The sequence below is a fragment of the Spirochaetota bacterium genome, assembly GCA_004297825.1.
GTDB lineage: Bacteria > Spirochaetota > UBA4802 > UBA4802 > UBA5368 > FW300-bin19.
Genome location: SCSX01000049.1, coordinates 17,474 through 33,610, shown reverse-complemented (window position 1 = coordinate 33,610; position 16,137 = coordinate 17,474). Strand labels below are relative to the sequence as shown.

The 16,137-nt window shown below is 60.5% G+C and carries 10 protein-coding genes; 6 read left to right on the top strand and 4 right to left on the bottom strand.

Annotation, left to right across the window (positions count from 1 at the left end; genetic code table 11):
• Positions 1 to 157: 157 nt before the first annotated feature.
• From EPN93_10185 to EPN93_10175, 3 genes are all read left to right on the top strand, one after another.
• A complete protein-coding gene (locus EPN93_10185) occupies positions 158 to 1,714 on the top strand; it encodes a hypothetical protein (GenBank protein ID TAL35499.1) in 1,557 nt (518 codons plus the stop codon).
• Between the two features lie 141 nt (positions 1,715 to 1,855).
• Entirely contained in the window at positions 1,856 to 3,355 is a 1,500-nt protein-coding gene (locus tag EPN93_10180) for an amino acid permease (protein ID TAL35498.1), read from the top strand.
• 128 nt (positions 3,356 to 3,483) lie between these two features.
• The gene (locus EPN93_10175) at positions 3,484 to 5,439 is read left to right on the top strand and encodes a long-chain fatty acid--CoA ligase (GenBank protein ID TAL35497.1); all 1,956 of its coding nucleotides are present in this window, start codon (positions 3,484 to 3,486) and stop codon (positions 5,437 to 5,439) included.
• A gap of 105 nt (positions 5,440 to 5,544) precedes the next feature.
• On the opposite strand, the gene EPN93_10170 is transcribed toward EPN93_10175, so the two are convergent.
• The 3 genes from EPN93_10170 to larA all read right to left on the bottom strand — a co-directional run bounded on the left by EPN93_10170 (position 5,545) and on the right by larA (position 10,373).
• A complete protein-coding gene (locus EPN93_10170) occupies positions 5,545 to 7,236 on the bottom strand; it encodes an amidohydrolase (protein ID TAL35496.1) in 1,692 nt (563 codons plus the stop codon).
• Positions 7,237 to 7,419: 183 nt separating this feature from the next.
• On the bottom strand, positions 7,420 to 8,982 hold the full coding sequence (locus tag EPN93_10165) for a hypothetical protein (GenBank protein ID TAL35495.1): 1,563 nt from the start codon (positions 8,980 to 8,982) through the stop codon (positions 7,420 to 7,422).
• A 71-nt stretch (positions 8,983 to 9,053) separates the two neighbouring features.
• Positions 9,054 to 10,373 (bottom strand): nickel-dependent lactate racemase, encoded by a 1,320-nt coding sequence (larA, locus tag EPN93_10160; protein TAL35494.1) that lies wholly within the window; start codon positions 10,371 to 10,373, stop codon positions 9,054 to 9,056.
• 368 nt (positions 10,374 to 10,741) lie between these two features.
• Here larA and EPN93_10155 point away from each other — a divergent pair, with 368 nt between their 5' ends.
• The 3 genes from EPN93_10155 (at position 10,742) to EPN93_10145 (ending at position 14,645) form a co-directional block, all read left to right on the top strand.
• Positions 10,742 to 11,545 carry an IclR family transcriptional regulator gene (locus EPN93_10155; protein TAL35493.1) on the top strand — a complete coding sequence of 268 codons (804 nt, stop codon included), beginning with the start codon at positions 10,742 to 10,744 and terminating at the stop codon, positions 11,543 to 11,545.
• Between the two features lie 202 nt (positions 11,546 to 11,747).
• Positions 11,748 to 11,963: a hypothetical protein gene (locus tag EPN93_10150; GenBank protein ID TAL35492.1), complete on the top strand. Its 216-nt coding sequence runs from the start codon at positions 11,748 to 11,750 to the stop codon at positions 11,961 to 11,963.
• Positions 11,964 to 12,002: 39 nt separating this feature from the next.
• A complete protein-coding gene (locus EPN93_10145) occupies positions 12,003 to 14,645 on the top strand; it encodes a penicillin acylase family protein (GenBank protein TAL35491.1) in 2,643 nt (880 codons plus the stop codon).
• 72 nt (positions 14,646 to 14,717) lie between these two features.
• On the opposite strand, the gene mgtE is transcribed toward EPN93_10145, so the two are convergent.
• Positions 14,718 to 16,097, bottom strand: coding sequence for a magnesium transporter (gene mgtE / locus EPN93_10140; GenBank protein TAL35490.1), 1,380 nt, complete (start codon positions 16,095 to 16,097; stop codon positions 14,718 to 14,720).
• Positions 16,098 to 16,137 lie beyond the last annotated feature (40 nt).

Below are 16,137 nucleotides of genomic sequence, written 5' to 3'. Positions count from 1 at the left end.
CCAGCGTGAACGTGCGCCCCATGAATTTTTTACTTGCAATCCCCTATTATAATATTACATATCGTAGCAGTTGGGCATCTAAATATTCCCCTTTTTATTGTAATGAGGCGTTAGGCGCCGTCTGCTGAAAAAAATAGATCGTTGGAGGTATCATCCCATGGCTCGCCTGGCTGAATCATTCCTCTCCCGGTACCGGGACGCGTCCTTTCTGAAACAGAAGCTTTCGAGGGCATTGCTGTATTTCTGTATTTTCCTGTGCACGGTGGGTTCCCTCGTGATCCTCGCCTCCCTGCTGATAAATCCCACCGCGCTGCGAACCACGGGGCCCGTCGTGGGCGGAATCATAGGCTTCAGCGTGGCGGCGATGCTGATCCTGCGTGCGGGCTATTATAATTTCGCGGCGAACATGATAGTATGTATAACCACGCTCGCGCTCGCCCTGGGTGCCGTGGCGCGCGTGCCGGAGGCGCCCCATACCATCTACACGTCAAGCTTTTACTACCTGATGGTGGTGATCGTGATGGCCACGCTGTTCTGTACCCGGCGATGGGTCGTGGGGTTGAGCGCGTTCATCGTCATTCTCGATATCGGGATTTTCTTTTTCACGCGGGATCGGCTTGATCCGGCGGCGCTCCAGGCGTCGACATCGGGGGTCATACATATCGCCTTCTCGGCTGTCTTTATAACGATTCTCAGCCAGTTGATCGCGGGAATATTCGCATCCGCCCTGAGGCGCCTCAGGGGCGAATTCCGGAAAAGCGAGGAACAGGTGGGCATAATCGAGCGCCTCTTCCAGTCGGCAAAGGATACCTCGAACCAGCTCGCGGTCATGGCTCAGGAGATGACGGCTTCCTCGGTGACCTTTTCCGAGACATCGCATACGCAGGCCGCGTCCGTGGAGGAGATCACCTCGGCCATTGAGGAAATATCCTCGGGCATGGAGCTCATGAACCAGGGGTCGCGCGATCAGGCCCGGAGCCTGGACCTGCTCATCTCCCACATGGAAGAGCTTTCAAGAATCATAGACGACGTGGGACGCATCGCGGGCGACACCATGGAGCAGACCAACAGCACTTCCACGGAAGCGAGGGCTGGAGAGGAGTCCGTGAGGAAGATGAACGGGAGCCTGGGGAAAATCGTGGAAAGCTCGCGGGACATAAGGAACATCATCGGCATCATCGACGACATCTCGGACCGGATCAACCTGCTTTCGCTCAACGCGGCAATCGAGGCCGCCCGCGCCGGGGACGCGGGCAGGGGCTTTGCCGTCGTGGCCGACGAGATTTCGAAGCTCGCGGACCAGACCGCTACGAGCATAGGGGAGATCGACAAGCTCATCCGGTCCAGCAATGAGGAGATCAACAAGGGCATGAACGACATCATGGAGGTGACCGCGAAGATCACCGGCGTGATCGAGCGGGTCAACGCGATCGCGGACGGCATGAACCGCATCTTCGAGTACGTGCGAAAGCAGGCCGATGTAAACCTCCAGGTGAGCAGCCAGTCCGCCAGGGTCAGGAACAAGTCGAACGAGATAACCGGCGGTATCAGCGAACAGAAGATCGCCCTCGATGAAATAGTAAGATCCATCTCCGAAATAAACGGTACGACCCTGACGATGGTCAGCGAATCGGATAGGATCGCCGGGGACTCGAGAAAGATCACGGAGATGTCGGGCCGGCTGGAAGGGACGATCAACGCCGTGGGGAAATAGGGAACAAGCCCGGCGTGCCGGGAAAGGCGCCTTTTCCCTATCGGGTCCGGATATATTTGGTTTGACACCCGCCGCACGGCCGTCCGATCATTGGATCGGTAACGGAACGGTTCACCATTACACCAGGATACGGGAGCAGCCATGAAACGACTATTCGCCCGCAAACCGCTGAAGCTTTTACTCGAGGAGATGGAGGGCGAGAACCGTTTACGCCGCGTCCTGGGGCCGGTGACCCTCACCAGCCTGGGGATAGGGGCGATCATCGGGACGGGCATATTCGTGCTCACCGGCATAGCCGCGCATGACAAGGCCGGTCCCGCCCTCATGCTTTCGTTCGTGGTATCCGGCGGCGCCTGCGTCTTCGCGGCACTCTGCTACGCGGAGTTCGCGTCCATGGTGCCGGTCGCCGGTTCCGCCTACACGTACGCGTATGCGACCCTGGGCGAATTCTTCGCGTGGATTATCGGATGGGACCTCGTCCTCGAATACGCGGTCGTATCGGCCACCGTGGCCCACGGGTGGTCCCACTACTTCCAGAATTTCATGGGCGTGTTCGGGCTCGCGCTTCCCATCGAGTTCGCGCGCGCGCCGATAGATTTCAATCCCGAGACCGGGGTGTTTTACCTGACTGGCGCGTATGTCGACCTTACCGCGATCATCATTACACTGCTCGTCACCGCGATCCTCGTGAAGGGAATAAGGGAGAGCGCATGGTTCAATACGCTCATGGTCGGGATCAAGCTCGTGATCGTGCTCTTCGTGATCGTCGCGGGCATTTTCCTGGTCGATCCGGCCAACTGGACGCCGTTCGCGCCCTTCGGCTTTTCGGGCGTGAGCTTCTTCGGTAAAACCGTGCTGGGAGAGACCGGCGCGGGCGGTGCGCCCCTGGGCATGCTCGCCGGGGCAGCCATCATCTTCTTCGCCTATATCGGCTTCGACTCCGTGTCTACGCATTCGGAGGAGGCGAAGAATCCGCGGCGCGACGTGCCCATAGGCATCATCGCCTCGCTCCTCATCTGCACGGTGCTCTATATCGCGGTCGCCGCGGTGCTCACCGGCATGGTGCGCTACGACCGGATCAATATCGACGCCCCGGTCGCTGACGCCTTCAGCCAGCTTGGGCTCACCTGGGCGCAGCTCATCATCGGGGTGGGGGCGATCGCGGGGATGACCTCAGTGTTATTGGTCATGATGCTCAGCCAGCCGCGCGTCTTCCTCGCCATGGCCCGGGATGGGCTCCTGCCTCCCTCGTTTTTCGGCGCGGTGCACCCGCGTTTCCGTACCCCGTGGAAATCGACCATACTCACCGGGCTGTTCGTCGCGCTCCTGGCGGCGTTCCTGCCGCTGCGCGTGCTGGCCGAACTTACGAATATCGGCACCCTTCTCGCCTTCGTGATCGTGTGCGCCGCCGTGCTGGTGGTGCGGAAAACGCACCCGGAGTTCGACAGGCCCTTCCGCTCGCCGCTTTTCCCGTTCACGCCCATCATGGGCATACTCATGTGCCTCATGCTCATGTTTTCACTGCCGGTCGAGAACTGGCTGCGCCTGCTGGGCTGGCTCCTCGCCGGGGTATGCATCTATTTCGCCTACGGACGGCGCCACAGCGTCATGGCGAAGATTCGCGGGGACGGTAACCGATAATACCGGAGGGCCAAAGGCCCGAAATCCATCCCGTAAAAAAAGATCATCATTTATCCGGTGAACTGCCGGATTCCTGCTATAGTTGAACCGGCGCCCGCGTGACGGGCGCCGACGGAATAATCACGCCGATGCACAGGGGGACCCAGATGAACGAACCGCCCAAATGGAAATGGACCGACATGCAGCTCAAGACCGTGCCGCAGTATTTCAAGGAGACCTGCGACCGCTTCCCCGAACGGGACGCACAGCGCTTCAACCCGAAACTTTACAAGGGCGACGGCGGGGGAAGCTTCACCTACGCCGGTCTGCGGGAGCGCGTTGAGCGCCTCGCCAGCGGCATGCTGTCGCTGGGACTGGAGGCCAGGGAAAAGGTCGCGATCATGTCGGCGAGCTCTCCCTACTGGACACATGCGGACATGGCCATCTCCAACAGCGGCGCCACGAGCGTCACCATTTATCCCACGCTCTCCCTGGGGGAGGTTCGCTACATCATCAACGATTCTAAAAGCAGGTTCGTGTTCGTCGATAACGAATCGACCCTGGGGGTGATCAGGGGCGGGTGGGACTCGATGCCCTCTCTTGAAAAAGTTTTCGTAATGGACCTGGACTACCGGGGGGACGGCGCGAAGGTGATGGGCATGGGAGAGCTCGCCGCGCGGGGCGGGGAGTGGATGAAGACCGGCCGGGCCGGCTACGAAGCGCGGTGGAAGGGCGTGACGCTTGACGACGTGTTCACGATTCTTTACACCTCGGGCACGACCGGACAGGGCAAGGGGGTGATACTCACCCATTGGGCCGCGGCCTCCCGCATGGAGGGCACGAGCGAGTTCATGGACCGCCACCGCATGATGGTGACCGAGAACGACGTCACGCTCTGCTTCCTCCCGCTCTCGCACATCTTCGACCGCGGTTCCTGCCAGCTCCTGGCGCTCTGCAAGGGCGCGTGCATCGCCTACGCCGACAAGCCCGGAACGCTTCTCGCCGACATGCAGAGGTACAACCCGACCTGGATCAACTGCGTGCCGCGCCTCTATGAAAAAATCTACGTTACGTTCCAGCAGCAGATGTCGGCGAGCCCCGTGAAGAAAAAGCTCTTCGACTGGGCGCTGGGCGTGGGGGCGAAGGCGCTCGCGTATCGGAAGGATGCGAACGGCTGCTATAATATGGCACTGGACTTCGACCTGGCGTCGAGGCTCCCCGCCGGGCTTCGCCTTAAATTCAGGGTGGCCGATACGCTCTTCGCCAAGGTGAGGGCGCTTTTCGGAAACAGGTTCCGCCTCTCGTTCTCGGCGAGCGCCGGCATCGCGCCCGAGCTGCTCGTCTTCTATTACACCCTGGGTCTCGCGGTGGTCGAAGGGTACGGTTCCACGGAGAGCTTTAACGCATGCGTGCTGAACCCGCTCACGGCCTGCAAACCGGGCTACATGGGCGTGAACGCGAACGGCAGCTATACCCGCGTGGCCCCGGACGGCGAGCTCGAGATTTCGGGCGCGGGGCTTTTCAAAGGCTACCTCAACAAGCCGGAAGAGGACGCGGCCTCGTTCACCGCGGATGGGTGGTTCATGACCGGGGACCTGGTCCGGCAGGACGCCGCGGGATATTTCAAAATCGTTGACCGGAAAAAGGCGATCATCTGCACCGCGGTAGGCAAGAACATCGCCCCCGCGAAGATCGAAAACCTGTTCTCGACGAGCACGGCGGTGGAACAGATATTCCTGGTGGGCGACGAGCGGAATTTCATCACCGCGCTCATCGTGCCCAACTTCAACTATTTCATCGATACATTCAAAAAGGCGAACATCCCCTTCGACGATTCGGGGATCGAGTGGTCGACTGCCTCGGGCGCGAGGATTTGCGTCCGTGTGGGCGACGACTTCGTATCCGTCCCGCTCCTCGTCGAGGCGATCGCGCGCGACGTCAAGGAAGCCAACGGTCAGCTCGAGGGTTTCGAGCATATTAAGAAATACACAGTTCTCAAGTCCAGGTTCACGGAGGCCAACGGGCAGCTTACCCCCACCCAGAAGGCGAAAAAGAGGGTGATCCTGGAGGCCTATAAGGACGTGATCGACGGGATGTATTCGTAAACGGGCCGGGGCGGCTCCTTCCCATGCGGGAAGGGAGCCGCATGCCCGATCAGAAATCCCGGAGACGCGTCCGAGAATCGCGTCTTCGGGAAGAACGGGCGGGTTTTACTGCAGCGCGCCCTTGTCGTAGACGATGCGCCCGCCGGTTACGGTTGCCAGCACCTCTATCCCCTTGATCTCGTTCGGGGCGACGCGCGTCAGGTCCTTCGACAGGACCACGAGGTCGGCGAGCTTTCCCTTCGTGAGCGAGCCCTTCTCGTTTTCCATGAACTGGGCGTAGGCCGAGCCCATGGTATAGCAATAGAGCGCCTCTTCAGGGGTGAGGCATTCCGCGGCGTTGAGCGGGCCGACGGCTCCGTCCTTGGTTTTACGCGTAACGGCATAGTAGATGTTCAGGAGCGGCTGGAAGTCCACTTCCGCGGGCGCGTCGCTGCCTATGGCCACGGGAACGCCGGCCGCAAGCATCGACTTGTACGGGTATGCGGTCCGCGCGCGCGCCTGGCCCAGGAGCTTCACGTCCTTTTCGGGATTGCACGCGGCGAACGGCTGCACGCACGCGACGACGCCCAGCCTCTTCATGCGCTCAATGTCGGCCGGCTTCATGATCTGCACGTGCTCGATCCTCATGCGGAGGTCCTTCGTCCAGGGGTATTTCTCCTGCGCCTTCTCGATCGCGTTCAGCACCTCGGTGATCGCGCGATCGCCTATAGCGTGGAAGGCAAGCCGGGTTTTCGTGGCCGCAGCGTCCATGATTATCTTTGTGAGCTCTTCGGGCGTGTAGCGGGGAGACCCGTAATTCCCCGGCTCGTCCGCGTAGGGCGCGGTGAGCCAGCCGGTTCTCGTGGAAAAGGCCCCGTCCGAGAAATATTTCACCGGTCCGCGGGTGACCCAGGGATCGTCGAACTTCGCAAACCAGTTGAAGAGCGTATGCAGCACGGAGTCTCCCTGCGCCCAGCAGTCGAAACGGGTCGTGAGGGTCCCCGCGAAATCGTACCGGTACAGCAGCCTGTTCGTGAAGGGCTCCCAGGTATTGTCCTGTACGGAGGTTATGCCGTTTTCGCGGTAGAGCTGGAGGGCCTTGTCGATGATGGCGCGGTGGCGTTCGTCCGAGAGCAGCGCCTTCAGGAAATCGCCGTACGCGGAGGACCCCATTGCCTCGTCCCGGAGGACGCCGGTGGGCTCGCCCTTTTCATTCCGCACGATCTGTCCGCCCTTGGGGTCGGGCGTGTTCCTGTCGATGCCCAGGTCCTTGAGCTTTTTCGAGTTCGCCCATGCCGCGTGCCCCGAGTACTGCATCAGGAACACGGGGTTGTCGGGCGCCGCGGCGTCCAGGAGTGCCTTGTCGGGCTTGGGGCACTTGTCGTAGTCCCAGGAGTTCCCGAGCACCAGTTCCCCCGGCTTCTTCTTCGCGGCCTCGGCCTTTACGACCGCGGCGATTTCCTCGCAGGTTTTTCCCCACAGGAGGGGCTGAAGGTAGAAATTGCCGGCGGCTAGCGTATGCGCGTGGTTGTCGTTGAAGCCGGGTATCACGGTCTTCCCCTTCAGGTCGATCTTTTTCGCGCCGGGGAGCGCAAGGGCAAGCGCGTCTTTCGAGGAGCCCACGAATACGATCTTTCCGCCCGCGACGGCGACGGCTTCCGCCCTCGGGTTTTTCGCATCGACGGTGATGACGTTCGCATTGTGGAAGATATAGGCCTGTTCGGGAAGCCCCTTGCGGGACGGACCGGGGAGAAGCATGAGCACGATGACGATGAGCGCCAACGCACCGGCGACTCCCAGGGCGATCTTTTTCTTCATGGCGGATAGTCCTCTCGATTAGTGTATTGAATGATCACAGGATCACGCGGTCGCCGCGGGGCGTAACCATTCAAATTGTTGTGCCGATTTTCCGGATGCTACACGGGAAACCGGATCCCGCGCAAGTAGAAATCCGACCGGCCGGAAATATTAGCCCGGGCGCGGTCTCTCCCCGGGGGGAATTCACGTCACCGCGGGTTCCCCCACGGAAAGCTCCTTGAGATTTCCAACCGCGACGGCGAGCTGCTCGGCCGACTTGGAAACGTCGTCGGTGCTCGATGCGAGCTCCTGGGTCGTCTCGTTGATGACCTGGATGCTCTTGGATATCTCCTCGAGCGCGTTTTTCTGCTCGTCGGCGGCGGTGAGGATGCTCTGGGACTCGGAGAGCACGCTGTCCAGCGAGCCGCGGGCTTTCTCGTTCAGCGAGAGGTCCTCGCGCGCGAGCACGACCACGCGGTCTATCTTAAGCCCGAACTCGGCGATGGAGGCTATCATCATATTGAGCGAACCGATGAAGAGCTCGAGCCTCTCGAGGGCGCGCTGGACCTCCTGGTTGCTTCCCGCAAAGAGATTGTTGATGGTTTTCAGGTTCCCCGTCGTGTTGTCGGCAAGCTTGCCGATCTCCTCGGCGACGACCGCGAACCCGCGCCCGTGTTCGCCCGCGCGCGCCGCCTCGATGGACGCGTTGAGCGACAGGAGATTTATCTGGTCGGATATGTCCTCGATGATGCCCACCGTGTCCTGCACCTCGCGGAACTTGGAGGTGGCTGTCGACATGACCTTGAGGGTGTCCTGTATCTCCGTCTTCGATTTCTCGACCATGGTGTTGAGCTTGTCGCGGATGGTGAGGGCGGACCCCATTTCGCTGCCGGCCTCCGATACGATGCGGTAGAGGTTCGCCATCTCCTCCTTGACGCGCTCGGTGAGGTCGCGCTGGTTTTTCGCCATGGTGTACACGCTTTCCCCGCTCGCGGTCACCTCCTCCACCGAGGACGTGAGCTCCTCCACCGTGGCCGCCTGGGTCTGCGCGTTCGTCGAAAAGGTGAGCGTGGTGCCCACGAGCATTGAGGTGGCCTCGGCCACCCTGCGCGCCGACTCGCCCGACGATACGAGGATGCTGCGGATCTTGTCCCCCTGCACACAGGATTCGTTGAACGACTTCTCGAGCATCCTGTGCGACCGTTCGCTCATGGAAAGCGCCGCGACGCAGCACACGCCGGTCATGACGAAGCTGACGGTAGAATCGGCGAGAAAGTCCACCGCCTGTTCGTGCGTGAGAAATCCCTGGCTCTCGTTTATGAGCGAATAGGCGACCACCCCGGCGATCTGCAGAAGGGAATAGAACACGACGGATCGTTTCCCGGAAACCAGCATGGCAATGATGATGAGCGGGACCATGTAGACGATCGTATCGGCCGCAACGAGGATATCCTTGGTTTTCGTAAGGTTGAAGATGATGAGCCAGAGGATCGCGGTAACGGGCGCAAGAAGGAAGTGGGACGCGACGGAGCTGTGCCCCTTTGTGGTGAGGATGAGTGCGATAACAAAAATCGCCTCAATCACAAAAATCGCGACGACGGCGAAATCGCCGAACCCCCTTCCGCGAACCACGGCGATAACCAGGGCATTGAGGACCATGACCACTGCGAGCACGATGGTGAGGAGGATTATTATGAATGCGCGCTGCTGCTCCCGGTAATCCCGGTCCTTATATCGGTGGAGGAAAAATTCCCGCATCCTGTCCATAATGTCGCCTCGCGGATATTGTAGGATTTCGAAACGAGACGGATGATTTATAGCATCAAATTGTGAGAAAGTCAATCATCATCCTTCACCAGCGGGAAGGTGGCCCCTCCCTGGGGAAAGACCGCGACCCGGGCCCGCTTCCCGATCTTCCGGGCGGCGATATCGACGATCTCCTGGGGATCGTGTGCGTGGACGAAGAAGCCCAGCCGTTTGACCACGTCGTCGGTGATCGTGGGCACGTGGAAGTAGATGTCGAACTCGCGCAACAGCTGCATCGAATAGTAGAGCAGGAATTTCTCCTCGACATTAAGTCCCGGGCGGATTTTCTCCAGGAACCCGAGCACCCGGGACGGCCCCAGGGTGCGCAGAATCGTCTTCACCAGCCAGATTGGCTTGGACTTTTCGGGGACGATTATATCGTCCATGCCGCGCTCGGCGCGCAGGAATCCGATAATCGTTCCGCGGGACTTAAGCGAGGGGAGGGAATTGCCCACGCACTTCATGCTCTGTTTGAAATTGATGTCCATGGGATTGGAATTGACGATGATCGCGTCCATTTTCCCGGGAACCGGACAGCCCGCGATGCGCACGTTGAAATCGATCGCGGCGCGGTGGCATTCGATGGGATGGCCCGCGAACGCGCCGATAATGCGGCGCGTGTGATCGATGACTACGTTCAGGCAGAATACGGGCGCCTTGATCAGGGTGATGATTTCCTCGAGGTCGCCGCGGAACGAGTTCTTGTCCGGCATCATGCCCACGCGGTTGTAGCGGTACGGGGGCTCGGCGATTATGGAATGATGCGCGGCGATCGTGTCCACGGAGGCCACGCCCGGGAGGATGTTCTTCATCCCGCCCCCGAACCCGGCCCACAGGTGCGGCTCCACCATGCCCAGGCTGATGATGAGATCGGCGTCCGCGAGGTGCGCATTGAGCGAAACGGGGGTCCCCCGGCGTGTCTTCCCGAAGTAACGGTTCTTCGCGGCATCGAAGGCGAAATGGTTTTCCCATTTCACCTTCTTCATGTTGGCGGCGCCGATCTTTTCGGCCATCTCAGCCTCGGTCATGGGGGTATGGATGCCGAGTCCGGGAATGACGGTCACGCTTTTCGCGCCGGCGTCCATGACCTGCTTGAGCACGATGCCGAAGAACTTGTACACCGGGGTGGGGCGCGTGTTGTCGTCGACGACGACGACCACCTTTTTGCCCTTGAGCTTCATCTTCGAGAGCGCCGCGGAACCCACGGGCTTTTTCAACGCCTCCCTGACGGCGGCAAGCTCGTCGGCGGGGGCCTTGACGGCCTTCGATTCCGGTTTCGGGTAGTGCATGGTCCATGTGTCGGGTACGCGGATGGTCAGGGTGTCCTTGCCCCACGGTAGTGTAACGTTCATGGATTCCTCCTCGCGGTGTGTGTTTGTGTTTCGAAAGCAGGGCCCAACGCGCCGGACGCGCGTATTCTTCCACCCGGATCGGTACCGGCGAATGACGCCCTCCCGCGGATACGGCCGGGCGGCCGCGCACCGTGTCATGATGAAAACTTCTTGACAGTGTATGATATCATCATACACTGTATGGAGCATAGTCGAAATTCGTTGTATGTCAATAAAAAAATCGACTTGTTGCGAAACTGCCGTCTCGCGCTCGCAGGGAACCCCTGCGGGGGGCTTTTAAGGGGCTTCGCCCCTTATACCCCGTAAAAAATTTAGTTATGCAACAAGTCTGATATATATCTCCCTGAATTGTGAACAAGGTGACCCCGATGCCGCATAAACCAGCGCCGCGCGCGCCCCGCAGGGCGGGCGCGAAAAAGATGATCAACTCCGTGCAGAAGGCAGCGGAGATACTGAACGTGTTTATCGACGACGATACGCCCCTGGGGATCACCGACTTCGCGAGGAGGCTGGGACTGCCCAAGCCCACCGTCCAGAACCTCGTGCAGACGCTTGAGCACCTGGGGTACCTGGAAAAGAACGACGCGACCTTCAAGTATTCGCTGGGGCCGGCGCTCTTCCAACTGGGCATGAAGTACGCGACCAATATGGACCTGGTCGCGACGGCGCGCGTGTGGATGGAAAACCTCTGTCTCCAGTTCCATGAGGCGGTCCACGTGGGCATGCTCGTCGGGGACAAGGTGGTGATAGTGCTTCGCGTGGAGCCGGAGAGCCGGTTCATGGTGTTTCCCCAGGTCGGGTCCGTCATTCCCTTCCATTCGACGGGCATCGGGAAGGTGCTTTTCGCGTTCATGGACGGGCCGCGCAGGGAGCATCTCATGGAGAAGAGCGAATTCCCAGGCCTCACCGCGAACACGATCGTTTCCCCGGGCGCCTACCTGGGCGAGCTTGAGCGGGTGCGCGCCGAGGGACTTGCCTTCGACAACGAGGAATCGGTGGCGGGGCTCTCGTGCGTGAGCGCTCCCATCTTTGGCGAACGGGGGCAGGTAATCGCCGCGTTTTCCGTCACCGGCAGAACCGAGACCTTTTGCGCGCAGAAGGAAAAGATTATAAACGCGGTCCGATACACGGGAAGCCGGATTTCGGCGCAGATGGGCTACAGGGGCGCCTGATTCGCGCCGGGCTGAATAACGCCGTTGCGCGTCACGCGGCAGGAAGCACTATCGGCGCCAGCCACTCGCTTCTATTCCCTTTCTCCGTGCGGATGGTTTTAAAAAAAAGGAATATTTTTCGTGATGTGGTAATATCAAATCAACCGGTTCCTTCTCCGCATCGCGGAGGAGGCGGGCCGGGAATACGGGGATCGTGTCGAATATGGCTCTGCACGTAGACCAGGATATCTGCATGGGGGAACACTGCCCCGCCAACAGGCGCTGCGTCCGCGCGTGGCGCTGTCCCGGGCTCAAATGGGACGAAGAAAGCGGAAAAGCGAAAATCGATATGGCAACCTGCGTGAAATGCAATGTCTGCGCGGTGGTCTGTCCCATGAGGGCGATCCGGCCGGAGAAACCGGAATTAAGCAAAAGATGAAAAGCCTCGCCGTGGAAAAGGAATAGTCCCGGTCACGGAATGTGCTTGCGTGCGCGCGGGAGACGGTGGTACCCTTCCCCAGGCGGAGGCGCTTCCATGAAAAAATTCCTGTCCGGCAAAGTCGTGAAAATAATCCTTCTTTCGATCCTGGGGCTTGTCGTGCTCCTGGGCGCAGGCGGCACCGGTTATTATTTCCATATCACCCGCGGGCCCATGCCCCGCATCGACGGGACCCTTCAGGCGAAGGGACTGACCGACAGGGTGGAGGTCATCCGCGATTCGAACGGCGTCCCGCACGTGTATGCGAAGAACATGCACGACCTGTTTTTCGCGCAGGGTTACGCGCAGGCGCAGGACCGCTGGTGGCAGATGGAATTCTTCCGCCATACCTGCGCCGGAAAGATCGAGGAGCTCACCGGCAAGAAACCTAATCTTGTTTCCGCGGATATCTACCTTCGTTCGCTCGGCCTCTACCAGGCGTGCCGCCGGGATTACGAAAAATTCACGCAGGCGGAGCGCGCCGTGATCGACGCGTTCGCGGAGGGGGTGAACGCGTACATTGCAGGCCGAAGCCCCGGAGGGCTCTCCGTGAATTATTCGATACTCGGGCTCACTGGAGTCAAATTCACGATTGAGCCATGGACGGCACTTGATACGCTGGCCTTTTCCAAGCTCATGGCGTGGGACCTGGGCCTCAGCCGGGATCCGGAGGTCACCTGGACGAAGCTCCACCGCCTGCTGGGCAAGGAGATGGCCGAGCGATGGTTCCTGCCTCCGTGGCCGTTCGGGAAGAAGCCCACGGTACTCCTTGAGGAAGACGCCCGCGCGATCGGGATGAATGTCGCCTCCTCGGCCGCGGACGGGATGGCGGTTTCGTTCAGGACGTGTGAATTCAGCGGGTACCCGGGTGACGATCCGGTTCCCGACCTGGGCTGGCTCAACGGCGGGCTGGAGGGGGCCGGCAGCAACAGCTGGGTCGCGACCGGGCCCATGACCAGGAGCGGGAAGCCGCTTCTGGAAAACGATCCGCACCTGGGGATACAGATGCCTTCCATCTGGTACGAGGTCGCCCTTCATTGCGCGGACGACGGCTCGGGCCGGCCGTTCGATGTCGCGGGGTTTACGTTTGCCGCCAACCCGGGGGTGGTAGTCGGCCATAACAGGGATATCGCGTGGGGAACCACGAACGTCTACCCCGACGTGAACGACCTTTACATGATCAAGGTGAACCCCGACAATCCCTTACAATACCAGTGGAACGGCGCATGGCGCGCGATGACCGTCCGTCAGGAGGTGATTACGTTCGGGAACGGGAAACCGGCCGTCTCGATCACGGTCAGGGAGACCCACCTGGGACCGATAATCAACGACAACAAATATGATGCGTCCGCCGATAAGCCGGGAGGGTTCAACAACGCGGACCCGCTCGCCCTGCGCTGGACGGCCCTGGAAACAGGGCGCATCGTACACGCGATTATCGGCCTCAACAAGGCGAGGAACTGGGAGGAATTCCGCGTGGCTCTCCGGAACTGGGATGTACCGTCGCAAAGCATTATATATGCCGATACAAAGGGAAATATCGGCTACCAGATGCCCGGAAGGATTCCCGTCCGGCCGGCTAACCTGAACGGCCAGGTGCCCACGCCGGGTTGGGGCTCCGAGTACGAATGGAAGGGCTACATACCCTACGACCTGCTCCCCCGCGCCTATAACCCGGCGCGCAACTTTATCGTCGCCGCGAACCAGGAGGCCGCCCCGGCGTCGTATTACGCGATGTTGAACGCCAGGCTCGGGGGGAACGCGGATTTCGGGAGCACGTTCAACAAATGGAACTACGGGTACCGGGGGGAGCGTATCGGCGAGCTCATGACGAAGCTCGCGCCGCACACCGTGGATACCTACCGGGCAATCGCCGGCGACAACAGGTATCTTCCCGCCGATGAGATACTCCCGTATCTGGCCGCGCTCAAGTTCGACGATCTCGCGCTCACGGAGGCAAGGGACTGGCTCGTGGGCTGGGACCGTGTGGCGACGGAGCAGAGCCCGCACGCGGCGCTTTTCGGCTGCTTCTGGATGAAGCTCATGATCAACCTGTTCAAGGAAGAGCTGGGCGACACGGTCAAGCTTGACGGCACGGACAGGGAAATGCGCGCCGTTGCCCTGCTTCTCGAGAATGCCCGGGACGCCTGGTGGGACGATCCGTCCACGAAGGACAGGACCGAGACCAGGGACGACATACTCGCGCGCTCCTTCCGCGAGGGCCATGTCGCCGCGGTCGAGGCTATGGGCGGGAACCGCGCGCGCTGGGAATGGGGAAAGCTGCACAAGGCGCGCTTCGTGAGCAACCCCCTGGGCGCGAGCGGGATCGGCCTCATCGAAAAGCTCGTGAACGGGGGCCCCGTGCCGATCGGGGGGAGCACCGAGTGCGTGAACAGCCAGATGTGGTACGTGCACAACGGGAACTACGAGGCGCGCAGCATCCCGTCCATGCGCATGATCATCGACATGGCCGACCCGGAAAAGAGCGTGTGCATCAATTCCACGGGACAGAGCGGGCACCCGGGAAGCCCGTGGTATGAAAATATGATAACGGCCTGGCGGAACGCGGAGTACCATCCCATGTTGTGGACCAGGGAACAGGTTGACGGGGACGCGGCACACAGGCTGGTGCTTACACCATAAGCCCGCGGGAGGGATGACGGCCCTGCCGTGAGATAAACTGCCGGTGGGCGCGCATCCTTCGCGTATTCGATGCTACAGTACGGTGCCGGACAATAAAAGGCTCGCGATCGAAAAGTAGATGACCAGGCCCGATACGTCGACGAGCGTCGCGACGAAGGGCGCGGAGGACGTGGCGGGGTCGACGCCGACACGTCTTAGTATAAAGGGAAGCATGGAGCCCGCAAGCGTGCCCCAGAGCACCACGCCGACAAGCGCGAACCCCACGGTTATGCCCACCTGCATCCAGTGCGGTCCGTAGATATCCATGAACTGCTGCCAGATCGCGATCCGGGTGAAGCCGATAAGCCCCAGTATCCCGCCCAGGATCGTACCGGACATGAGCTCCCGCAGAAAGACCCGTCCGAAGTCGCGAAGCTTTACCTCGCCCACCGCCATGGCGCGGATCACGAGGGTGCTCGCCTGCGAGCCTGAATTGCCGCCGCTCGATATTATGAGCGGTATGAACAGTGCGAGCACCACGGCCCGCGCGATTTCTTTCTCGAAGTACCCCATCGCGGTGGCGGTAAGAAGCTCTCCCAGGAACAGGATCACGAGCCAGGTGGCGCGCTTGCGGGTAAGGCTCAGAATGGGTGTGTTCAGATAGGGATCCTCCAGAGCCTCGACGCCCCCCATTTTGTGGATGTCCTCGGTGTCCTCTTTTTCGGCGACGTCCAGGATGTCGTCCATGGTGACGATGCCCACCAGGTAGCCCCCGGAATCGACGACCGGTATGGCGTACAGGTCGTATTTCTTGAACTGCCCGATCGCCTCCTCCTCGGGCATGGTCGCCTCGAGTGCGATAAACTTCCTGTCCATTATCGAGGAGACCTTCTTGTTGGGCGCGGCGATGAGTATGCGCCTTATGCTCAGTTCGTCGATAAGCTTTCCCTTTTCATCCACAACGTAGATCATGTTGAGCGTTTCGCTGTCGCTCCCGTGCCTGCGGATGAACGAGAGCACCTGTTTCACCGTCATGTTTTGGCGCACCGCGACATAGTCGGTGGTCATGATGCGTCCGATGCTATCCTCGGGGTAGCCCAGCAGGGTGCGCGCGATCTCGCGTTCGTCTTTCGAGAGGAGGCTCAGGATGCGGGTCACGAACGCGGGGGGCAGCTCCTCGAGGAGCGCCGTGCGGTCGTCCGGCGACATCTCGTTCAGGATGGAGGTTATCTGCCCCTTGCCGATATTCTCGAGCAGCTCTTTCTGGATGTCGAGGGGGATGTGCTCGAAGGTGTCCGCCAGGAGCGCCTTGGGAAGCAGTCGGAACACGATCAGCCGGTCGGACTGGGGAATATCCGAGATGAGCTCGGCCAGGTCTTCCGGCGACCAGTCGCGGAAAATTTCCTTGAGCAGGGAAAAATTCCTGGTCCTGATAAGCTCTTCTATTTCGGGCTGTAACAGCGAACCGTACATGGGAATTCCGTTATTGAAACCTGATCCTGGCGTTCGTCCG

Bases quoted from the DNA above. Each gene is read 5' to 3' on its own strand.
- EPN93_10185 (TAL35499.1), top strand. From the start codon at position 158: ATGGCTCGCCTGGCTGAATCATTCCTCTCCCGGTACCGGGACGCGTCC.
- EPN93_10180 (TAL35498.1), top strand. From the start codon at position 1,856: ATGAAACGACTATTCGCCCGCAAACCGCTGAAGCTTTTACTCGAGGAG.
- EPN93_10175 (TAL35497.1), top strand. From the start codon at position 3,484: ATGCACAGGGGGACCCAGATGAACGAACCGCCCAAATGGAAATGGACC.
- EPN93_10170 (TAL35496.1), bottom strand. From the start codon at position 7,236: ATGAAGAAAAAGATCGCCCTGGGAGTCGCCGGTGCGTTGGCGCTCATC.
- EPN93_10165 (TAL35495.1), bottom strand. From the start codon at position 8,982: ATGGACAGGATGCGGGAATTTTTCCTCCACCGATATAAGGACCGGGAT.
- larA (TAL35494.1), bottom strand. From the start codon at position 10,373: ATGAACGTTACACTACCGTGGGGCAAGGACACCCTGACCATCCGCGTA.
- EPN93_10155 (TAL35493.1), top strand. From the start codon at position 10,742: ATGCCGCATAAACCAGCGCCGCGCGCGCCCCGCAGGGCGGGCGCGAAA.
- EPN93_10150 (TAL35492.1), top strand. From the start codon at position 11,748: ATGGCTCTGCACGTAGACCAGGATATCTGCATGGGGGAACACTGCCCC.
- EPN93_10145 (TAL35491.1), top strand. From the start codon at position 12,003: ATGTGCTTGCGTGCGCGCGGGAGACGGTGGTACCCTTCCCCAGGCGGA.
- mgtE (TAL35490.1), bottom strand. From the start codon at position 16,097: ATGTACGGTTCGCTGTTACAGCCCGAAATAGAAGAGCTTATCAGGACC.